Annotated in this window: 1 protein-coding gene (cut by a window edge); it reads left to right on the top strand. The window is 53.9% G+C overall.

What is annotated here, in order from left to right:
• Window positions 1–18,616: the 3' portion of a TcdA/TcdB catalytic glycosyltransferase domain-containing protein gene (locus ACOMHB_RS10850; protein ID WP_448216632.1), read on the top strand. 9,896 nt of this gene lie to the left of the window's left edge; only the last 18,616 of its 28,512 coding nucleotides appear in the window; its start codon lies beyond the left edge, outside the window; the stop codon is at window positions 18,614–18,616.

Below are 18,616 nucleotides of genomic sequence, written 5' to 3'. Positions count from 1 at the left end.
CAGAGAAGTGCCGCTGGCTTTCTATGGCGACGAAGGCTCGCGCTCGCAGATCGCGATCTTGTTCTCTGCCCAATATATCGAAGATATTCTGAAAAACGATGCGCCTTCAAACAAGATGCATTCAGCGCAGGATGTTATTATCAGAACGCTTCGAATATTCAAAAGCACTTTTAAATACCAGGCTTTTTCCAAAACGTTGGAGAAAACGCGGAGCCAGACCTTTGAAAACCTCCAGAAACTGGTGGATCAAGGTATTATTGATGGTTCTGTCGGCAAAGGCTTCAACAAGGTCAAAATACCCGACTCTGTCCGACTATTACTGGTCATCACCCCTCCCGCTTCATCGGGTACAACTCAGCCGGAACCGATTCTGGTTAATAATACCGGTTGTGTCCTGAAAATTGATCCGGGCCAGTATGTCACTGAAGGCAAAATGCGGGTTGAACACTATCACACTTTATCAAGCCTGATAGTCCGGTATATTGTTGCAGCAAATCGGTTGGAAGGCATCGACAGCGATTCTGAAACCCTTCAAAAAAACATACTGCGGGACATTGGCGTTGATGACATTACGATATTACAAAAGGATGCAAAACTTCCAGCTGTCCCTGATGACACTCAAGGAGGACGGCTCGGTCTTGAAATAGAGTTTGATTGCATAACCGTAGATGCTGAATCGAGACAATCGCTTGCGTTTACTAAATATATCCCTAAAGAGCTTTTGAACCCTACCTACCCTGCTCTGGTTCTATCTACCGATGACAATGATGGTCGCTCTATCATTGAAATCATTACCGGGCCCAAGCCTCTCTCGGATTATATGGATGAATCCTCAGCTTTATCACGAGCCACCAATACCTTAGCCAAGGTTTTAGCGAATTTACCTAAGAGTGGTTATACCGTAGACGACATCACTCAAGAGTATAATAACAAGCTGCTTGGCAATAATCCCACTGACGATTTAGAAGAATACCGGTTACACACTAATTCAAAGATGAATCCTGAGGTCTCATTGCCTGCCGAGCTAAAAGGAAAGCCATTACCTTATCATGTTCAGGTTAATATCGGGGTCGATCTTAGCGGGATTGGGGATATAACATCCTATATTGCCACTCTTATTGCTCCGAGGAAAAGTGATGTATTAAGGCGAGTTTTTCAGTTGAGCCAATATATGGCTTCAAATGTCTCAAAAAAACTGAGTCTGAATTCTGACTTGCTGAAATCCATGTTTACTGCCCATTTATACAAGCAGGCATTGGACAGTTCAACCAGGGAATTTGACAGAGATAAACAGGGTATTAAAGGCTCACCGGTCACTCAACTTGAAGGATTATTGAAACTGGGTACCGCCGATTTTTTAATGACTGTTATCTCTGATCTGGATGCTGCTCAACTTAAGTCAGCCATCCGGGATTACGGCTGGCAAGCCTTTGCTTCATTGATGCAGGAAACGGTCAATGAGTTGGCCAGAGTGGGCTCCGAGACTGAAGGGACTGGCAGACAGTGGACAGCGCCCGAAAAACTACTGCAAGCCAGATTAAAATCGCTGTTTATCGACACCCTGGATTATCGTATCGAACATGGGAGGATGCCTTTACCCCTGAGTAATTACTATGACTATATTGAATTACCGCAAGGCAAAGACAAAGAACCGACGTTTATTTTTATCGATGCCCCAGGAACCTTAAGACAACCTGTCACTCGTTACAACAGTGGCCTGGATGGAGTCCGTTACCTCGGCACCCTGGAGGTTCGTGAACCCTGGCCTGCACTCAAAAAGATAGGCTTTTCCCCTCCCGGCCATTCAACGGCTGCGGTAATAAAATTCGTTCAGAACCGGGGTTTACTGGGTGCAGACCCGGACGTTGACGGGATCTTTTTTATTAGAGCCCGATCCCTGCTCACCACTGACATCCTGTCCAGACATCACCGGGACTGGATCGAGCAGTCTATCCTCGACCGGCTGGGTCAACTCAGCCAGGCAAAGCTGGAGCATGTAACCCGCTCCTTCTTCGACTATCACGAAGCAGCACCGGACATCATCGGGCAGGACACACTGAGCCGGTTGCTGCTGACGGCCAACCTCTGGGCAATGACCGGCGGGCGGTCAGAATCATCCTGGGACACCCTGGCGCAGTTGCAAAAAATGGTGTCTGTTGATTTTAACCTTCAGCGGATGCCCAGCTGGGATCATCAGCTGCCTGCCACAGCCACTGACAGCGACGCCCTGCTTGTCGCCCGCTGGCAGCAGCTGGCAAGGTTCAATCTGCCCGCCAGTCTTTACCGACTTCTGTACTTGTTTACCGGAGCCGAAGATTTTATTAAAGCGGTTCTTGAGTCGGGAAAGGCAGTTTCCGGGAACGGAATGTCACTGGGTCGCTTGTGTCGTGAAATAATCATTACCCTTAACTCCGAAAGCTACCTGTATCAGAGTCACCTTGATAGCAATCCACTGACCCTGACGGTGGGAATAAAAGACACCACTTTTGATAACCGTGAGGCTATCGCTACAGGAAAGCTGTTCGCAACCGCCCTGCTAAACCATCCCGACGTGGCGGCTGTCGGTCAGGCTCAAACGGAGTTACGGGCGATCTGGAGATTATCGGCAATCACCACTGGCCGTAATTATGGCCTGACCTCAGAACTGGTACCGGTCGCTTTTCCAAAGCAGAAAGACGCCCTGTACACACAGTTTGTGGATGGCATCAGCCGCATCAATCACAACTGGCAATTTGCTTCCGGGTCGGTCGCGGATTTCGCCCGGGTTCTGTACCGGTTGTCCTCCCAGCATGATCAGGGCAGGCTGAAAGAGGCTTTTGAACGGGTTAGGAACTACCATCGTCAGCACCCCAAAGTATCCCTGGACACTTTTATCTCGGCTCTGGTGGAGACACACAGGAATCTGCCCGATAAACGGGCGGGCCTGGTTCTGCGTCAGGCTATCGGGAAAGCGGGATGCACTTATCTGCAACAGGCCCTTACGGAGAAGAAAGCATCCCTGGTTGCCGGTCTGAAAACAATGATATTGGTCGAGACTATTGACCCGTTTTATGATGACCGTGATTCGTTCGATGGCACTACTGCATTTAAGATTGACCGCCACATATCGGTAAAACTGAGCCCTGCTTACTTTCGTTATGGGGGCACAGAGTATCTTTTATTAGTCGATGGTCTTCAGGACTTCCTGGCAACGCCCCTGGGCGAAGATTACCGGAAGAAAATCAGGAACGATCCCGCAACTTCATCTCAAGATCAGACCCTGACCGTTGATGCCCCGAAAGCCGTGGCCGGAAAGCAGCAAATCGTCGTTTGGTTATCACACACTGGCGAGAAAGTGGTGATTAACCCCGATGCCGCTGCCAGTCAAAAAAACCGTTTGTCCAGCTTGATTCCAGTGTTTACTGCCCTGGTTAAATCCGGCCATGAACTGAACGGTGGCCGTCAGCTTGCCCCTTCAGAGGTTGAAGGGATTGAAAGAAGGGTTCGCCAGCAAATGGGGCTGGCGCCCCTGGTGCAGCTTGACGACACCGGGAATCTGAATCTGAAAGAGGACACCGCATCTGGCCGGATCGTCTTTGAAAAAACCTACACCATTGACAAACCTGCCATACCGGAAAGCCTGCTGGCCAGAAGCCCGACAGTCGTCAATGACTCACCTTTATTCACCCTTCAATGGCTGGCTGCCGACAGTCAACCGGGCCTGCAACTGATAACAGCCCCGCTCTCCCTGGATGAGCTAAGCAGGCACCGGCCTTTGCTGGATGCCGCTTTTCAGGCACTGGGTAAAACAATCTCGACCTTGTCTGGCTCGGTTAAAAACCGGGATTTGGTCTGGACCTTTCACGAACGGCTTGCCAACACGGAGCCAGTAAAAAAAGACAACGCCCTGGGCCGGTTAATCTTTGAAAAAATAACTTACACGGTCCACAGACCCACCGGATCACACACCCTGATGTATCAAAGCCCGATAAAAATCGGTGCTACACCTTTGACCACCCTGAAATGGCTTGGTCCGGGACTCTATCCGGGTTTGCAACTGGTAACGCCCCCCCTTGCACTGAGTCACCAGACCACCAACAGGGATAAGTTGGAAGCCACTTTTTACGCAGTGGACAAAATTATCTCGACGCAGCCTCAACCGCTCAGTGACCAACTCTTTCACTCAAAGTTTGACGGGTATTTCAGGCACCGGCTGCCTCCTTATGTTGATGAGCCGAAGACCATCTGGCAGACAAAAATCACCGGCAGTGCAGACACCGGAATCATCCTGAGGTTTGCCTCCGGGAATTTGGACAAGCCCCTGGCCCCTGTCCTGTTTGCTGTCACTGATGGTCCTGAGAAAGAGCGGCTGCTGGCCAGCCTGCAGGCCGCCACCCGGTTTGTGAGCACTGTTACCCCGGCTTCAGGCAACGAGGTAACCCATGCCCAGTTAAGGTCGCTGTTTACCCTGTTGTTGTTCCGACTGTCGAGCGACGAACTGCCCGGGCAAGCCCTGTTTCCGGGGGTAAGGCTGGCAGACTATATCCACACTTACCTCTCAGACGGTGCCGTGACCACACTCAGTCACCACATCAACCGTGTTGGCCTGCAACAAGTCACTGACGATCTGGTCACTGATCTTGCACAACAGGCAGCCGGTACCCCGGACCCGCAAGCAGGAGACAGGATCAAGGATCTGCTGGGGACGACCCTGGATTACCGACTTGCCAACGGCGCCGGACTCTTGCCCGGCACACTGCCTGACACCTACTCGCTACCCCTGGCGGATGGCGGAAAATACCGGGAACTCTGGACCGGGCTGATGTCAGAGTACGACACAACGCGACGGGTCTTCAAAGACGCCGATGGCCATTATCTGCTGGACGCAGCTCTGCCGCTCGAAAGTAGCAGTATGGAGCAGCTGTATCAGTCCGATAAGCTGACGGGCCCTCTCAAGCTGGCGTTAAAACCAGACTCGCTGGGCCGCGATCAGGAGGTTACCCGTACCTTTCTTGAAATGGCAATGTCCAGGATGGATACCGACTGGCCGTGGTTTTCGAGACGCTTCTCGTCATTACCGAAATCGCGGCGTTTCACCCTGGTGGAAGCACTGGGTCAATATTCTTCCAACTATCCGGAGGCCGATGTCAGGCGGCTGGCCCGTGCCCTTACCAAAATCCAGCTTGGCGTTATTAATGAGCAGATCATTCAAGGTGATAATCCTGAGACACCGGCGATGTTTCGCATCAAGAGTCTGGAATCGCTCTCAGGCGAGAACACGCTGACCACCGAAGATGGCAGCAAGGTCTATTTTCATGCTGGCTCTCTGTTGCCGGTAACCCACAAAAAGGCCCCATCACCCGATCTTCAACAGATGCTGCTGAGGGGGTCACACAGTAGCCAGTTTCCCGGATCGTTTCTGGATAGGCGCCACAGCGGCAGACTGTACCGGCAAGCCCTGCAGGACGGCCAGCTGGCACCCGACCGTTTCCGGGATGATGTCGGGCGGTTTATTGAAATTCTCAGTCACCAGGGGGAAAGCCATCGTCGAGAATTCCACAAGCAGCACCGGCTTGACCTGAGTGCGGGGCGGCCTGTCCACTGGCGGTTAAACCCCCATCTTTTACTGCAGGCGTCCAGCTTGCGGGTCACGGATACGGCGGTCATCATTGAGCTTGGAATGAAGAAGAACCCTTCGCTGACCCTAGAGTCCTTCGGCACAGTTGTCGACCGGTTCTATGCCCTGAGTCTGGCCAAGAGTATAGAGGCAGTTGATGCTGCACTGTTCCAATCTGGCTGGCCAAAGGAGGCCGGACAACTGGCGCAACTGGGCAACTCCATTGGTTTTGACGCTGCCCAACAATGGGTTTCCCTGCCTGCGCTGAACCAGGCCAATACTCTCTATACCCTTCTGGCAGACAACAATCGGGAAGCCATTGAGCGTCAGTTTGACCCTATTGGCTCACCCGCCAGTCAGAAAGACTTTAAACAGGCGATGACGTGGCTGTTCGCCTGGAAGCCTGAATTACTCACATTGAGCTTTGACAGGGTCTCTGACTACCTTCAGACGCACCGGGATGACCCGGATATTGGCACCTTCGCCAGGGCACTGTACGAGTTTGACCGGAAACTGTCGAATGATAACAGGGACCTGTTCAGGGGGATGCTCAGCCATCAGCAGGTCGAACGGCTGAGCGACGTTCTGGCCTATCAGGTCCCTGAGCAGCGGGAACTGATCAGCTTCATAAACACACTTAAAACAGCGGTCAACTCCCAAGCCCCGGTAACCGATGCAGCCGGGTTTGCTCCATCGACCTACCGGCTGGTTCGCTCTGAAAGCGGGTTGAAGGTTGTCGTCATCAAGGACCCGGATGCGTCAGACCAGAAACGCTGCCGACGCGGGGTCGGCGGGTGCGGAACCCGCCTGCTCCTGACGGGAAATCTGGCGGATCATCCCCTTTTGGGCATTGACAGTACAGACATCAGTAACACCGATACCGGCAAACCTTATTACAAAGTTGAGTTCCTGACCTTCCAGGGTAAGCTGCACAGGGTGCTTAGCCGTTCAGATAGCGATATCACAGCCACCCCCCTGAGCGAGGGAACTTCGCTTCATGACAGTATCCACGATAGCAGTGGTTCCCGATTAGAGCGTGTCATTCCGGCCACAGGGGTCACTACCACGTCTGTAGCGGTCAAGCGTTCCAGTGGCGAGGTTTATCAGCTGATTTCGGAAGATGACGGTCACTACCGCGCAATCCGCCTGCAAACCAACGACAGGCTGTTAGCCGCCTACGACAGCAGCGGGAAAACCTTGATCCCGGTGCTGGAAAAGAACGACCATGGCCAGACAGTTTATGGCTTGAAACTGGACAATGCCGCGTCAGATACAAACGGGCTGTTCAAACTCAACCCGGCGGAACCGCTGGAGGAGCAACTGGCCGCTGCCCGCCGGGAAAATCATCGGCTGTCAGCCGTCAGTTCCGAGCTACGGACGCTGACGGGCACGGATGACAGGATAGCCGTGATCCTTACTGCCGACTATCGCCCCGGCCAGCCACTGGCAAACCAGGCCCAACGGCTGCTGTCAGAACTGAGAGTCTTTATTGCCAGCCCGGCAGGGCAGCGTCTGGTCAATGCCCTGGGATTCCCCGACAGCTTTATCCAACCCGCCACTATGACTGAGCTGGACACTAAGCTGTTCCCAGGTATGGCGCCCCCCAACCCTCTGAGGCTGGTGATCAGGCTCGACAAACAGGCTCTCGCTGACCGGGTGATACCCTATCGCCGCGATGGCAACGGGGACCTGAGCGGCAACAGGCTGGTGCTGTTGCAGGTGGACCCGGCGGTGTTGGCCGGGCAACGTCACTCCACCAGTAATTACCTGGGGGCGTTGGCCTCTGTCCTGAAAGATTTGTGTCGGGCAGCACTGGCCAGTACTGAACAGTCGGACTCACCGGCTATCGCCATGACCTGGTTGCAGGGGAAAAAAATCACCGGGGACCGGACGCTGCTGCAACTGGAAAATCAACTTCGCAAGCAGTTCGACCTGCAGACCGTCCAGACCAATGCTGCCGCCCCCGAGCCTGTTCAGGTGGTCACTGCAGCAGGCGGGATAACGACCGTGAAAACCCGCCAGCAGGTCCGCATTGCCTATAAAGCCATTGCCGAGCCCCTGTCCGGCTTTGACCAGTTGGTAGGAGATAGGGAAACCCGTCTACTGTTTCAGCGGGTTCAGTATTTTTGCAACCAACGGGTTGACCAGTTACCCGGCGCTGGTCGTTCGAGGCTGGGGAACCTCCGCTCACTCTTGACCCAGGTGGCCTGGAGCGGGCTGGTCAGCCAGGGTATGGTGACTGCGCAGCTTGCACTTCTGGCTGACCCGGCGGATGTGGTCACGGCTGTGCTCGACAAAGATGAGCTGAAAGCACTGGCCGGGATCGATGATCTTGCCAGGCACCTTGAGGGTGTGCTGAGCGATGCCCTGAAAGACCGACGGGGCAGCACCCTCACGGCGACCAAACGACAGTCGTTGTTGACCTGGTTAAGTCGTGCAGAGACGTTACTGGCAGATGCAAAGGCGGTGCGCGATAAATGGGCCGACCCCGGACAGCTTCCTCTCGGAGAGGATTCCTACGACAATGTGCCGGTCACCGCTGGTAGCCGGAAAAACCTTGTCCTGACCAGCACCGGGCGGCAAAAGGTCACCCGGTTGGGTAACCAGCATCTCATTGCCATTGAAAGCCAGAACAGCCCCCTGGCCGCTCCGGCAGGGGATGAGCTTAACGGTTTGCTGGCACTGTTGAGACAGCAGCCGCCTGCCGGGGCGGCACTGCAGGCCGAGCTTCAGCATGCCCCTGCCTCCGACCCGGACTATTACCGGGACGCGATCGAGCGTACCCTGTCACCGCTGTCCCGGCAGCAGACCGACAACCTGGACGACACCCTTGTTGATTTGCTCAAAAAACCGTCCCTGACCGGCGCTGAGCCGCTGCTGGCGGAGTATTTTTTTCAACGGCGGCTCAGAGGTTTGGAAACCACAGACCAGACCAGGTTGCGGACCAATGCCCTGAGGGCCAATAAATGGCTTGATCGCCTGCAAAAAAATCCGCCATTGCCTCCGGGCCCGGGCAGGAAGGCCCCGACTTTCATCACCGATACCGGGCTGGGCCGTCACCAGGCCCGGGTTCAGACCACAGCCGGCCAAAAGACGTTCACGCTGGGTCGCCGGGATGACCTGGCTTTTTCCGACCAAGGGCCTGGCTATACCCTGATCCGCAGCGAAGAGCACCGCAAGGTCTTTCGCGTCGAGCTTCCCGATCGCTGGCCAGACCGTCTTTTGCAGATCAGGCTGCTTGTCTTCATGGAGCCTTATCGCAGGCTGCAACGGAAGGGCCGTATTGGCAAAGAGCAATTACAGAACGACCTTCAGCTCATTGCCCGGGGGATGGCTGAGTCACGTCTGTCGAACCTTCTTCAGGCGTTGGTGCAAACCATCAGGGACGCGGGCATTGCCGATGATAGCCCGTTTAAAATAAGAATCAGCCTCAAGCCTCTCTTGCCCTTGGTGGACAGTCGTGTCGAGGTGAGTGGGACAGGCAGCGGCATTGTCCTTTTAAGGCTGGGCACGAAGGACAGGAACAAGCCATTTATTTTCCGGGAAACCCTGGCGAGCCTGGTCGGTGCCAGTCTGTTGAAAGCTCTTGAGGGTGGTGGTGGGTCGCTGTCAGCCTTGCGCCAGCAAGTGCGGCGGCAGTTCGGGATCAACACCGGGACAGTGCCTGACGGTGAGTCGCGCCCCCTGGGACTGACCCGTCAGTTCGAACTGACCCCGGTGGCTGACAATCCCTCAGGCACAGGCCTCTATCGGCAACTGGTCGTAGGCTATCATAACCTGCTGTTAGCTGAAGGTGGTACTGAAGCCGATTACCGCCGGGCACTGGCGTATTTGGAGCTGCATAATAGCGCCAGGATTCAGGCAATAAAGGACAGCCTTGCCAAAGGGGAAATTAAAGTCAGTGTCAGTGAGCGCACTCTTTTCAACAAGATCGTCAGTGAAAAACGATCTTCTGCTCCCTTGATCCCAGCTCCCCACTTTGATCATACCATCGCCCCCTATATTCCCCCGCCCCCCGGCTCTGAGCTGATCAACGCGGATTACCGGGCCTTCTGGAGTGTCGGTTCCGGCATGGAATCCCTGCTTGACGCCAGGCTGCTGGGGTTAAGTCGGGTGGCGGCAAAAAACTTTTTCGGGCCAAAAGTCTTTGCCAGCGCTTACCTGAAGTCACTGCTGGTTCATTTTATCTACTGGAAGATGGAGCAGGTTCTGAGTAGCAACGGCCAGCCAGCCAGCCGGATACACCTGGGAGTCACCGATGCAGTAACGGCCATACTGCCTGACAACGACATCAATGAAATCGCAAACCTGGAGAGGAATACGAGGACATCCATAAAGAATTCGGTGAAGAATTCGGGGACATCCAAAAATTCGAGGACATCCACAGTCGCCGCATTGGAAAAAGCCTGCACTTTTGTTGCCCGGGGACTCGGCTGGGAGCGTTTTGACACCGGCCTGCTGGCCAATATGAAGCAAGATGTGGACACCGTATTCAAAGAGGCAGTAGAACTGCGACAGCGCGTCGGCAAGCCGTTCCAGTTGCCGGTTAACCAACAGCAGGACGCCCAGAGCAAAGAACCAACGTCTGTGCAAGCTTTAGTGGGGCAGGATACGACCATTGAAACCACCGCCAGCAGCCCTCGTCATATCGTTATGGCAGACGGTAAAAGGCGTTATCTGAAAATAACCCCGGCGGGCCCGGGCAATCCTTTCCCGCTTATGTCTCCCCAATCACAGGATGGTCTGAAGCAACTGTTACGGCGGCCCCTGAATCCGGGTAAAAGTGCTTCGGGCACCGAGGCTTACCTGTCACAGCTGGCACGCCATTATGAGACTTTTAGTGAACTGAAGGACATTGACATTACCGGCCAGGTCAATGCCATTATTGACAAGATGGACGATGTCACCCGCCAGCAGTTTGCAGAGGGTTTCCTGCAATATACCCGGCAGTCAGCCATCCCGGCCGGTCTGGCCGAAACCATCGCCGGGAAATTGCTTGCGGCAGAGGTCACCGCGCTGGGTTCCCTGCCTGAAAGGCTTGCCACCGGGCTTTATCAGCGGCTCAACGGGCTACTGAGCCTGACCGGGAAAAAGGCATTTTCGCTGACCTCCGGCAATCTGATGATTCGGGTGCTGACCGACCCTTCAATGACCGCCGATGCCTCCTACCTGATGCCTGCCCAACACACACTGGTGCTGGGCAATGGCGACGCTGACAGTCCGCTGACCGCCGCGGCAGCACTGGCTCTCCTGCAAGCCGCCCAAGCACAGAAACCAGAGGATCAGACAAAAACATTCCTGGCCCTGCAACAGAAGCGAGTCAGACTACCCGAGGGCATAGACAGCCTGTCGCCAGAGTCGCTGGTCAGCGAGTTCACGGTTAAGGAAGGCAAGCTGACCCTCTCCGGCTTGCTGGAACGTCTGACCAGCTTTATCGGGATGGCGGACAGGCTGAAGCGGGAAAGTTCCTCCGAAGCCCGCACTCTGGCCAGAGATATTCGCCAGAATGTGGCCGACAGCGTTGCCGCACTCAGAAGTGATATCGATTTTGGCCAGATGGCTGACATGGTTGATATGTCCGACCGTCATTTCCGGGAGGCCCTGCAGAAACTGGACCAGACAGGTTTGCCAGCCGGTCAGGCAACAAGGCTGCCCGATGCAGACTGCGAACTGTGCTACGGCTTCGGGCCGGTCAGAACCCTGATGGCCCTGATGGACCGGGTCAGCAGTCACCTGGATGCCATTGAGGTCAGTGGACGCTTCATTAATATCAGACAGACTGCTGGTGACAAGGGGTTGCTGGCAGACGCCTTCCTGCTGCTGGAACAGGGACGTTTTGCGGCGGTTACCACCGAGGACATTCTCGACAATCCGAGGTTTAGAAAGAATCTTCTTGATCTGTTACGGCAAGCGCTGGCGGAACGACAGGGACTGACGCCGGAGCAAGTCATTGACCGAATGGTCATTTTGCTCAATGACTCGGGCTACAGCGCCGACGACACCCGCTATGTCAAGGAACAGCTGCTTGCAAGCCCGGAATTCATGGCGCGCCTCCAGCCCCGAAAAGGCCATACCGGCGGCGATGGCTCTGAGCCCGGTGACACCACACCTGGAGGCGGGTCGAAAAGATGGCAAGGGAAATTCATGCGCACGCTGGACCGGCTGGACCGGAGTAAGAAATTCACCCGAGCCAGAGTGGGTTTCGGCGCAGGGAATGCCATCGCTGGTTTAGCCATGTCCACGATGACACTGATCAATCTGGAAAAGTACGGGTACGCGATGCCTGATGATGCCAGGGACATGGCCTATGCAGGGACGAGCCTGAACATCATCGGCTCAACCTACACCCTCGCTATGAGCGGCAACTGGTTGCTGAGCAAAACCCTTGTCAAAACGAAAAATCCGGCAGGGACTATTGGCGTCGCTTTAAAACTGGGCCCGAAAGCGTCGCGAATGGTTGCCAGGGCTTTACCGGTTATTGGCAATGTCGTTGCTATTGTCTCTGGTTTTCTTTCGCTGAAAGGTAATGTCGAAAACGCCGATGCGGCAAGCAAGGCTGGCAACCACAAACAGGCGACCCTTTTTGTGGCAATGATGAGCCTGGATTTGATGACGCTTGGCCTTGATGTGCTCAGTACGGCGCTGGACTTCCTCTGTCCACAGCTGGGTCTGCTAGTGGACCTGGTCAGCACACTGCTGGGCTTCGTGCAGACTGCCCTGGCGGCACTGATGCCGCCACCTAACGCCAGGCAGGATTTCGAGGCTTTATTGGCGGGCGACGAATTCAAGAAATACGTTGACGGCAAGGCCGATCAATTTGAGAAAGCGGGCTACAGGAAGTTTCAGCTCTTCCAGGACGCCAGCGATTTTCTTGATCAGGATAAGTATGAGGATAATCTTGAGTCATTGAAGATATCTATTAGCCGAATTCTGAATGGTAAAAGAGACAAGGGACTTGCTCTTGAAGATAAGCTCAACCTCAGGCGAGTGCTGAGTGGGACGTCTGAGCAGGACTATATGTATGGTGAGAAAGGTTACAAGATATTTTATGGTCTGGGTGGCAATGACACCCTGATCGCTGACCGGGGGGAGCTTTATGGCGGAACAGGCCATGACCAGTTGATCCTTAAGAAAGGTAAAGCAGAAGGAGGCCGCGGCCACGATATTATCCGGATCGAAAAGTCAGGGACGGCGTTTGGGGGCCCCGGTAATGACAGGATCTGGATCGGCGATTCAGGGAGTGCCTATGGCAACAGAGGTAATGACGTCCTCTATCTGCAATATCGCGGGAAAGGCTTTGGCGGACCCGGTGATGACACTCTTTTTGACGGCGCGCTACAGTCCGGCGGCGCTGATAATGACCGGCTCGTAGATGGCCTTGGCGATATCGAACAGTATGGCGGTACTGGCAATGACGTGCTGCAACCGGGTTTAGGCAGAGGAAACATTAGAGGGGGGTATGGAAAAGATACCCTGGTTTTGCCGGCAGAGGTCAGGTTTCCTTACTCCAGAATCAACAACTTCTCGCAAAAGGTTAAGGGTTACCATTACCTTCGCAGGACAGAATCCCGGGCATTCTTCGAGGTTAACTTGGAACAGGGACGCTGGCGTAACCATTTTGCTGAATACCTGCAAGACCACAACCTTAAACGCCTTGCGCCGGATGGCAGGGAAACAGGGGGAACAACCTCTCTTCTGCTCTTTCGCATATCGGAGCGCAGTTTCAGAACCACCGCATCCACCCCCGACGAGGATCTGAATCCAAAGAAATTATACATTGCCCCGCTGTCAGAAATAAAAGCTGACTACCTGCGTGAACAAGACGACAAAGTATTGATATCTGAACATTTACTGACGGGGTACGATCAAAAGCACACAGGCGTAAAACGGATTTCTGATCAGTACAGCAGCCAGACCTTCTATTACGCTGGGAAAATCCTGTACAAATTCGCCAGCAACTGGAGAGGACATACACAAAGAGGTCATGTCTATTTTTCGAATCAGGGCATCTACCTGAAATCAAACGAGGACGTGTATTACTTCAGCAAGCAGGGACTGATAGAACGCAGCAAAAGAGACCAACCCAATGAGCCCACCGTATTCTACACAACCCTCTGTCAGCTGCTGGAAACCGGGGGGACAATTAGCGGTATTGAAAATGTGGTGGGTTCGAAGCAAGGTCTGATAGTAAGGGGAACCGCCGAGCCCAACAAAATTTATTTGCGGGGGGGTAAAAATGTAGCCCATACCCTGGGCGGGAATGATGTTGTCAGTGCTGGCGATGGCACCAACCTGATCCACCTGGGGACGGGTGATGACCTGGCGTTGTTGGGTGTGGGCTCGAACGAGGTGTATGGAGGTCCTGGCAGGGATACCGTTTCTTACCGTCTTAAAAAAAATGGGGTCAGGCTGGACCTCAGCCACCGGAACCCGTCTGATTCGTCGACAGGGCAGCATCTGGAACAGGTAGAGGTCATTCAGGGCTCCCCGAGCAATGACAGGATCTGGGGAGACCACGGCAATACCCTGTTCGTTATCACCAACGGCACCAATGTCGTGGATGTCCGGGGCGGGAACGACACGGTGGTCGCCAACGGCGGAGAAACCTCTATCCGGTTGCGCAGCGGCTTTAACAGGGTGATGCTGGGTGAGGGCTGGCATGAGGTATACACGGGCACTCACTCGGACATCATCTTGCTGCGTCGTGGCAGCGATCTGGGCAATCACAAAATTCACGCTTATCAACACCAGAAGCCTGCAACAGGAAAATGGCCATTCGTGGTCGTCCGTTGGGAAATAGCCGGTAACTCTTGTGAGCACCGTCAGAAGGCCAGTTTGACGTTTAATCCCTTTGACCAGAGCCTGAACCTGCTTTTTGACGCTCAAAAGCCTGATGAGCATGCGACATTTGTCTTTCATACCCCCGGCTTATCCGACTTCAACACAGTACAGGTCAATACTTGTATTTACTGGGACGACGTGGCGGGCAAACAACCTTCCCGGTCACTGACCGGGGCTCTGACAACCCTTAGGAACACTACCCTCTCGACTCGTGTTAATTCAGGCAGCAGAACATGCCGGATCACAAGAGTAGTGGATGACTATGCCTTTACCCAAGAGGAGATGTTGGCATTTTTAAATCGCTACCCTGAAAAACCGGTAGGTCAATTCCCCCGGGATCAATGGCGTCAAAAGACTGAGCTGGAAAGCCTTGCCGATGAAGGAAAAACCCTCGGCGCTGGCCTGCACAGGATTGCCAGCCAGGAAAGCAATAATATCACGCTGGTGGTTGAGTTTGGTTTCGCCTCTTCCAGATGCAATCCAGGCAGTGGTGTTTTACGGAAGCTGACGTTTAAGCTGAATCAACAGCAGGTGCTCACTGAAGGTTCTGATATTTTGCGGAGTCTCTCTGTTGTGCCCCAGGGTCTTGGTTTGTTGGAGTTATGGCACACACTGACTTTAACATTGTTTGAAACCGGGGCAGACGGTCGCAGAAAACAACATGGCCGCCCTCAGGTGATACCGGGATTCAGGAAGGCGCGCCAATATACCTCGTTGTCTAAATGGACCGAAATATTCCCCGGTCAGCCAATGGCCAAAACCCTGAACATGCTGGAGATGGATTATACCTTCGAGACTCCTTTTATTCGCAAATGCAGTCCCTCCCCTTTATACAACAGCTCGGTGATTATGCCGACGGTTCACCTTGACCTGTCTTCAGACTCATACTCTGGCATCCCCATTATTATTGGCGGCCCGGGCAATGATCAGCTGACGGGCAACCCATCCACGGATAACGTGTTGCTGGGCATGGGAGGTGATGACCGGTTGCAGGATATGGGAGGCAATAACCTGTTCACGGTTGGCCTGGGTAATACGACAGTGATTACCGGCGGAGAGGGACACAACCAGCTGGTACATGACAAGTCTGCCGTCGTTTATAGTACCCGGCTCTTGCGGCGAAGCTCCAGAAGTCTGACCGCCAAGGTGACCCTCTTGAAGTATCAACTGGATGGCATGACCGTCAATGTGACAGAGGGCATCATAAAGACCCGATGGCGAAATACTGACTCAACCGGCAGCTGGCGCTATCACCAGACCCTATTCAATGCTATGGACAAGATTGCCGGGACCTCCGGAGATGATAGCTACTTTGGCAGCAATGGTACGGATATTTTCAGCACCGGGGGTGGCCTGGACAAGGTGAGCATGGGGGACGGAGACGACCGGGTCATCATTGACGCCCCCTGGCAGAAGGGTACCTCGCTGGACGGCGGTAGCGGTGCCAATACACTGGTCTTTGATTTGTCGGTGAGTCGTGATGTGACGGTCGACCTGAAGAATGGTTTAACGGTCGATCACTTTATCCTGGAGGACACCGGGAAGGGCAACATAAGATTTTCCGGTGATGATAACGATAACGTTTATGTGTCCAGAGGTGCCCTGCGCAGTTTTAATGGCCAGGGAGGGGATGACTACCTTTTTGTTCTGAAGCTGCCCGCCTATATCCATTTTAACGGTGGTCCGGGCAAAGACACACTGGACTTAAGCCAGGCAACCCTTGCCCCGGAATTTGTCCGGCTGAAACTGTCGGTGCAAAAAAACTCAGTGCGCCACTCTTGTCCTGTAAACGATACGCAACCCTGCTCACCGGATATAAACATCAAAAGTCGTTTGTTCTTTACGTTCCGGCTGCCCGGATCGCAGGTCACCTATCAGACATGGGATTCCACGGTCAGAAATTTTGAGGTTTTCAATGGCCCGACCAGCGACGATTTTTTCGAAATCCCGGCCCTCGCCGGACTCACCGTCGATGGCAAAGGGGGCGATGATACTTTCATAATTTCCGCTGCCCACATCAGGGGCAATAGTTCAATCACCACCACCATCGGGGGAACAGGATACAACCGACATTATGGTAGCGAAGACGCTGACCGGATGGTGGCGAACCTGGGCCCGGACCTGCTTTCTGGTCACCTGGGTCCGGATACTTACGTTATCCACGCCCAGGCCAATGGCACCCAAATCATAGACCGGGACAACGGGAATAGCCTGATATTGCATGGGGTACAACCGGAAAAGCTGGACTGGCGGCTGACCGAAAACTATACCCTTCTGGAAGTAAACAACGATGGACAAATATTTTTCAGCATCGATTTACGGCACGTTCCCCATTGTGTACGCGAAGACAGCAGTCTGGTTACCGGGCACTTTATTGACAGTCTGGAGCAGCATATTTGGCACCTGACAACGATTGATCCGGTCAGTAACGAAGCCAGAGTTCTGACCGGCCAAAACCTTCGGAGTTACTATCACTCCAGGCTGACTGTTGACAATCGGCTGGACAGCACTTACCAGCTCAGCAATATCACGGCATTGGTGCATGGCGGGCCAGGTGATGACGTGTTCTTCATCTCGGGTACGGTCAAGCCGGAGGCCGGGCTGTTCGGAGAGTCGGGAAATGATATTTTTCATCTTAAAAGCAGTGGTGCCAGCGTATATCCCGGCCCCGGCAATAACCTTGTCAGCCTGGAACTGGAAAATTCTGAGAAAGATGGCAAAGAAAATGGCACGGTGAAGCTGTTCTTTGACCCCTCTTCGTTTAACCGGGTTCAGCTGGAAGGTGTCAGCCTTACGGATTTGCAGGCAGCAAGCTGGCGTCCGCTGGCTCAGCGCAATACCACTGACAGTAGTGACCAGGCTCCTTGTCCAGCCGGCTTATCCCGCCTGCTGCCGCCTCCGGTCACTGGCGGCAGTTTTATCCTGGCAACCTGGATTCGCCAGGACTTGCCCCTCGGCGGGCTAACACGGGCCGGGAGCACGCTGATTCATTTTGCCGATGCTGACGGCTCTGATGCCATCAGCTTGAGCCAGAAACCTGGTGGGCTGGAGATCAGGCTAACGAAGGGCGTCAGGGTCTTTCATAGAAAGGTCATGCCATTTTTTACCTCCCCCCGTCAGCACCTGGCTATGACAATAGATGACAGTGGGTTTCTAACCATCTACCGGGATGGCCGGGTTGTTTTGGAAACCGAGGCCCTCAGGCCACGCAGAAAAATTCGGGCGCTGAACTGTTATGCTGTTGAGAAACTGGTCATCAGTCGGCATCTCCCGTCGCCTGAAGGCATAAACATGATGGCATCCGGTATCAAACATCTGGTGAGGATGGGCAATTGGCAATACCCTCACCTCTTCTATGCCAATGATTGGCCAGACAGTCTGGAGCTGGATGACGGGATTCTGGATAACAAGCAATTCATCCGTCAACGGCTGAAATCTGGCTATTCACTTTTGCATGAAAAAATCCCCGAACATCAGTACCTGATAGATGAAGAGAGCACCACTTACTACTTTGCTGGCGATGACTTCTCTAACACTGACCCATGGGTTCTGGCAAACGCCACTGGCACGGCTGACCAGCTCGAGGTTAATACCCATGACTGCCAGACATTGCACTATCAAAAAGCAGGCGGGGATCTTATCCTGACGGTCTCGCCAAATACTGGCCTGCTAAAAAACAGCGACAATAGCGCTGAGCCGACAAACTCCAGCCAGAGCCTTCGGGTGCAAAATTTTTTCAGCAAGGAAGGCGAGACCATTGAGCGCCTGATCGTCAATAACAAGGTGCTAAACATGAGTGAGGTGCTTGCGCAAGTCGACGCCCCGCAGTCAAATGGCAAACGCCCACTGAATGAGAGCATCCCGGAGGATGCATTGGCTGCTCAGAGTGGAGGCAACGGAACCCTGTCTCTTCTAAACAGGATCATTCGCCGGGGGCAACGGCTGGTTAAATACCTGGGCAGTCTGGCAGGAGTTGAGAAAGACGACGTTGGAGCAGGTGAAGCGGACAGTGAACAACCCGTGGTGGTAAGTCTGAATGACACAAAACTGAACCAACACTACCAGCGCCTGGTTCAGGAGATCAATGCCACGATGGGCAATCGCAGTGGCGAGAGTCCGTCGTATGTGCCGACGGCAAGTGGCAGAATAATTCAGAACCTGACGACGCCGGGAATATAG

The organism is Endozoicomonas sp. 2B-B, from assembly GCF_053470045.1.
Note: the sequence above shows the minus strand (reverse complement) of the source record. Positions and strands in the feature narration are given on the sequence as shown.